General features: G+C 69.8%; 2 protein-coding genes. One reads left to right on the top strand and one right to left on the bottom strand.

Annotated elements, in window-relative coordinates; translation table 11 throughout:
• Positions 1 to 270 precede the first annotated feature (270 nt).
• On the top strand, positions 271 to 1,089 hold the full coding sequence (locus ABT300_RS43870) for an IS5 family transposase (RefSeq protein WP_351688731.1): 819 nt from the start codon (positions 271 to 273) through the stop codon (positions 1,087 to 1,089).
• On the opposite strand, the gene ABT300_RS43865 is transcribed toward ABT300_RS43870, so the two are convergent.
• Entirely contained in the window at positions 1,058 to 1,540 is a 483-nt protein-coding gene (locus ABT300_RS43865; RefSeq protein ID WP_351688729.1) for a hypothetical protein, read from the bottom strand. The two genes, ABT300_RS43870 and ABT300_RS43865, sit on opposite strands and share 32 nt — an antisense overlap.
• Between the last annotated feature and the right edge of the window lie 117 nt (positions 1,541 to 1,657).

Here is a 1,657-nt window from a genome sequence, read left to right as displayed (position 1 = left end):
AGAAGGCTTCCGCATACCGGTCGGTGGACGTGTTCAGTCGAACTGGGTTCTGGATCGGGTGATCGCGGCGGTGTCGGCGCATGAAGACAGAGTCCCCTCGGTAGCTCGGGGTTGCGAAGCCACTCGAGCACCAAGGAGACCCTGTTGTCGCAGTCTTGCGTGACCGTGCCCGTCGCGTCCAACTCCCGTGTGTCGTTGTGCGAGTGCCTCGCTCACCGGTTCGGGAACGCGGGTGACCGGCCGGGGCGAAGCCGGTGTTATGCCTCGGACATGACGGAGGCGGAATGGCAGGAAGTCCGCTCTGCGCTGCCGGTGCCGGCCTGGCTGGCGGGCCGGGGTGGGCGGCCCGAGGGCTACTGCCACCGCGTGATGTTGGATGCGGTCCGTTATGTCGTCGACAACGGCGTGAAGTGGGTCAACCTGCCCGCGGACTTCCCGCCGTTTCGGCGGGTGCATGCCTTTGCCCGCCGCTGGCAGGCCACCGGGCTGCTGGCCGAGTTCCATGACCGGCTGCGCGACCGCGTGCGCGTGAAGGAGGGCCGCTCGGTGGATCCGACGGCTGCGATCGTGGACTCGCAGTCGGTGCGGGCCGCGGCGAACGTGCCGCGCGTGACGTCAGGGTGGGACGGCGGCAAAAGGGTGGGCGGGCGCAAGCGGCACGTGGTGGTGGACTGTCTCGGGCTGGTCCTGGCGGTCATGGTGAGCGCGGCGAGCGTGCAGGACCGCGACGCGGGCGTCCCGCTGCTGGCGCGGCTGCGCGAGCAGTATTTCTCGGTCCGTCTCGTCTGGGCGGACGGCGGCTATGCCGGCCGCCTGGTCGACCTCGCCCGCTCAGAGCTCCGGCTCACCCTCGACATCGTCCGCCGCTGCGACGACACCACGGGTTTCGTGGTGCTGCCGAGACGGTGGGTGGTGGAGAGAACGCTGAGCTGGCTGATGCGCTCGCGCCGGCTGGTGCGTGACTACGAGACGCTGCCCGCGATGCACGAGGCGATGGTGCTGTGGTCGATGACCATGCTGATGGCCGGGCGACTGGCCGGACGCCGCCGGAGTGCCTTCATCCCGCGGCAGCCGGCGCCGTCGTCATAGCGGAGGCGAACACGTTCGGCGCCACCTCGGTGGCCCACCCGCGGGCGGCCAGCCGCTTGACCCGCGAGCGCACTCCCTCGATCCGGGTCGGTGTCGCCTCCCATTCCAGCCCGGCCAGGATCTGCTTCACCCGCATCCCGCCGGCGGCCTCCGGCGAGGCGAGCACCCGCAGGATCTGCTGGTATTCGGGCGCGAGCACCTGGGCGGCGGCATTCTCACCCCGGTGCGGAACGGTCGAGCCAGCGACCGCACTACGGGACAACTCGCCGCCCTGACTGGCCTGTTCACCCAGCACCTCGGCCACCGTTTCCCGGGCGCCGGCCAGCCTCACCAGGGCGCCTTCCGCCGCCACGAGCGCAGCCTGCACTCGATCGGCCTCCTCCCGTAGCCGGGCTACCTCCTCGCGGACCTTCTTCTCCCGGGCTTCCAGCATTCCGAGCACCGAGGGCACAGCCACCTCCACGGACGAGACGAGCAGACGAACCGCCCCATCTCTTCCGCCCACAGGTGGAGTTCATGCCCACCAACGTCGAACCACACGATCATGTTCGGAAAGCGGAAGCCTTCT

This window comes from Streptomyces sp. NPDC001027 (assembly GCF_040299045.1).
In the GTDB taxonomy this organism is placed as follows: domain Bacteria; phylum Actinomycetota; class Actinomycetes; order Streptomycetales; family Streptomycetaceae; genus Streptomyces.
The sequence above is the reverse complement of the archived record's forward strand: the minus strand, read 5'-3'. Positions and strand labels throughout refer to the sequence as shown.